Raw genomic sequence first — 2,873 nt, 5'->3', positions numbered from 1 at the left:
GTCGGGCACGCACAGGACGGCCGAGCGGCCGTGGCGCAGTGCCGCTGCGGCCGCCTGCGCGAGCATGGCGGGCCAGTCGTCACCTGGAGCGGCCGACCAGACCGCCCGTGGCGCGCGGCCCTCGGAGAGGTGGGTGAGGAACGGCGTCGCGTGCGGGTAGTCGACCCAGGCCCCGGCGTCGAGGGATGCCGTCGCGACCGGCGGGAGGGCGGGCTCCGCCGAGGAGGGCTGCTTCTCGGTGGTCGCATGACGCGGGGGTACGGCGAGCCGCAGCACGTCGGAGCGCACGCCGGCGTACCGCTCGGCGACCTCGGCCGCCAGCGCGGCGACGCTCGAGGTCAGGACCGGCTCCGAGCTGACCACGCGCCGCAACGGAGCCAGCACCCCGGCGTGATCGCTGGTCGCGGCACGCTCGAGCAGGTAGCCGTCGACGTCGTGGCCGGCGAAGCGGACCTTGACCCGAACGCCGGGCTGCGCAGCCTCTGCCATCGTCTCGGGCACGGAGTAGTCGAAGGTGCGGTCGAGGTGCGCGAGCGCCACGTCGACCAGCACCCGCGCGACGGGCAGGTCGGTGGTGATCGCCTGGTCGGCAGCCTTGCGCGCCTTCGTGGCGCGCGCCTTGGCCTGCGACTGCTTCACCGTGCGTCGCACCATGCCCGGCAGCAGCTCAGGCTGCTCCTCGGGCTGCTGCTGCGCGCCGACGTCACTCATGCGCGTAGGTCTACCAGCACCCACCGACCAGCCGCCCGAACCCCCATCCCTGATGCCGACTCGGCGCGACCTCGCGCCGACTCACCGACAAAACGACGCCGAGTCGGCGCGTAGACGCGCCGACTCGGCAGGACGTGCGGTGTGGTGCGGGTGAATCAGGAGCCGACGGCGGCCTTCAGGGCGGCGGCGCGGTCGGTGCGCTCCCAGGTGAAGTCCGGCAGCTCGCGACCGAAGTGACCGTACGCCGAGGTCTGGGCGTAGATCGGACGGAGCAGGTCGAGGTCGCGCAGGATCGCGGCGGGGCGCAGGTCGAAGACCTCGAGCACGGCCTTCTGGATCGCCTCGTCGGAGACGATGCCGGTGCCGAAGGTCTGCACGAACACGCCGACGGGCTGGGCCTTGCCGATCGCGTAGGCGACCTGGACCTCGCAGCGACGGGCCAGGCCCGCGGCGACGACGTTCTTGGCGACCCAGCGCATGGCGTAGGCGGCCGAGCGGTCGACCTTCGACGGGTCCTTGCCCGAGAAGGCACCGCCACCGTGGCGGGCCATGCCGCCGTAGGTGTCGACGATGATCTTGCGGCCGGTCAGACCGGCGTCGCCCATCGGGCCGCCGACGACGAAACGACCGGTCGGGTTGACGAGCAGGCGGTAGCCCTCGGAGGGCAGCTTGAACGTGGCGAGCACCGGGTCGATGACGTGCTGCTTGATCTCGGCCTCGAGCTTGGCGAGGTCGGTCTCCTCGGAGTGCTGCGTCGAGAGCACGACCGTGTCGACGCGGACCGGCACGTCGTCCTCGTCGTACTCGATGGTGACCTGGGTCTTGCCATCGGGACGCAGGTTGTCCATCGTGCCGTTCTTGCGCACCTCGGTGAGCTTCTCCGACAGACGCTGCGCCATCACGATCGGCAGCGGCATGAGCACGTCGGTGTCGTCGCAGGCGTAGCCGAACATCAGGCCCTGGTCGCCGGCGCCGCGGGCGTCGAGCTCGTCCTCGGAGGCTCCGACACGGGCCTCGTGGCCCTGGTCGACGCCCTGCGCGATGTCGGCCGACTGGCCGCCGATGGCGACCTGCACGCCACACGTGGTGCCGTCGAAGCCCTTCTCGGAGGAGTCGTAGCCGATGTCGAGGATCGCGGCGCGCACGAGGTCGGCCATCGGGGCGTAGGCGTTGGTGCGCACCTCACCGGCGACGACGACGAGACCCGTGGTCAGCAGCGTCTCGACGGCGACCCGGAGGTTCTCCTTGTCGGCGTCGTGCTCCATCAGGTAGTCGAGGATCGTGTCGCTGATGCGGTCAGCGATCTTGTCGGGGTGACCTTCGGTCACGGACTCCGAGGTGAAAAGGCGTCCAGCCACGGTGAATCTCGCTCTCAGATCGTTCGATGTCGGCATCCGGACGGCGTCGTCCCGAAAGATGTAATTCTAGTGTGGTCCCAGCATGCAAGACCGGCGTCTCAGTCGGCGAATCCCCAGCGTTGCACGACCTCGTCCCAGATGACGTGAGCCAGCGCACCCTTGCTGCCGAGCGGTACGACGCGCTCGCCGCCGTCGGCGCCGAGGATGACGGCCGCGTTGTCGTCGCTGCCGAAGACCGCTCCCCCGCTGACGTCATTGACGACCAGCAGGTCGCAGCCCTTGCGGGCCAGCTTGGCGCGGGCGAGGTCGAGCACGGAGCCGGTGGCGTCACCGGTCTCGGCGGCGAAACCGACGATCACGCTGCCGGCGACAGCCCGCTCGGTGGAGATCTCGTGCAGGATGTCGGCGTTCTGAGCCAGCTCGATCGACGGCGAGGAGCCATCAGGCGCCTTCTTGATCTTGGCCTCACTCGTCGCGGTCGGTCGGAAGTCGGCCGGGGCCGCAGCCATCACGACGGCATCGGCACTCGCCGCAGCGGCGACCACCTCGCGGTGGAGCTCGGCGGTGGTCTCGACGGCCACGACCCGCACGCCGGCCGGGGCCGGGAGGGCGACGTTGGCGGCGACCAGCACCACCTCGGCGCCGCGGGATGCGGCGGCGGCAGCGAGTGCGTAGCCCTGGCGGCCCGAGGAGCGGTTGCCGAGGAAGCGCACCGGGTCGAGGTACTCCCGCGTGCCGCCGGCCGAGACGACGACGCGGCGACCCTTGAGGTCGGGGGTGCTCGCGCCCCGGGCCAGCACCTCG

Annotated in this window: 2 protein-coding genes and 1 pseudogene; all 3 read right to left on the bottom strand. The window is 71.2% G+C overall.

Features of this window, described 5'->3' with window-relative positions; translation table 11 throughout:
- A pseudogene (locus VOI19_RS17505) lies at window positions 1-711 on the bottom strand (primosome assembly protein PriA); the annotation flags it as partial.
- Between the two features lie 155 nt (window positions 712-866).
- Window positions 867-2,069, bottom strand: coding sequence for a methionine adenosyltransferase (gene metK / locus VOI19_RS17500; protein WP_323794230.1), 1,203 nt, complete (start codon window positions 2,067-2,069; stop codon window positions 867-869).
- A gap of 98 nt (window positions 2,070-2,167) precedes the next feature.
- Window positions 2,168-2,873, bottom strand: a 706-nt coding sequence (locus tag VOI19_RS17495; RefSeq protein ID WP_323794229.1) for a phosphopantothenoylcysteine decarboxylase, incomplete at its 5' end; no start/stop codon positions are given.

Source organism: Nocardioides sp., from assembly GCF_034670285.1.
Lineage (GTDB): Bacteria > Actinomycetota > Actinomycetes > Propionibacteriales > Nocardioidaceae > Nocardioides.
This window is presented reverse-complemented; position numbering and strand designations above follow the sequence as displayed.